Below are 796 nucleotides of genomic sequence, written 5' to 3' on the forward strand. Positions count from 1 at the left end.
GTGCTTCTACATCGAACGCGAATTGCGCAAACGCTGCAAAATCCCCGTATTCCACGACGACCAACACGGTACCGCCATCATTACCGCTGCCGCTGTACTGAACGCTTTGCGTTATACCGGCCGCAAAATCGAAGAAGCAACTTTGGTGTGCTCCGGTGCAGGTGCCGCTGCGATCGCTTGCTTGAACCAATTGCTGGATTTGGGGCTGAAACGTGAAAACGTAACTGTCTGCGACTCCAAAGGCGTGATTTATAAAACCCGCGAAGACAAAGACCGTATGGACGAGTCCAAACAATTCTACGCCATCGAAGACAACGGCCAACGCGTATTGGCTGATGCCGTTAAAGGTAAAGACATCTTCTTGGGTCTGTCCGGCGCAAACCTGCTGACACCTGAAATGCTGAATACCATGAACGAAAAACCAATCGTGTTCGCTATGGCAAACCCAAATCCGGAAATTCTGCCTCCTTTGGCAAAAGAAACCCGTCCGGATGTGGTAATCGGTACCGGTCGCTCAGACTTCCCGAACCAAGTAAACAACGTATTGTGCTTCCCATTCATCTTCCGTGGCGCATTGGATGTCGGCGCGACCACCATCAACGAAGAAATGAAACGCGCTTGTGTATACGCTTTGGCTGACTTGGCAATGGAAGAAGTGCCTGAGGAAGTGATTGCTGCTTACGGTAAGAAATTTGAATTCGGCGCGGAATACCTGATTCCTACCCCATTCGATTCCCGCCTGTTGCCTCGCGTTGCTACAGCTACTGCTAAAGCAGCAATGGAAAGCGGCGTGGCT

General features: G+C 51.0%; 1 protein-coding gene. It reads left to right on the plus strand.

All coding sequences use genetic code 11. The features are described 5' to 3' along the window. The coding region (locus ACTHUR_RS13250) for a malic enzyme-like NAD(P)-binding protein (protein WP_440398990.1) at nt 1-796 on the plus strand (796 nt) is incomplete at both ends.

It is taken from the genome of Neisseria sp. P0021.S007 (assembly GCF_051956855.1).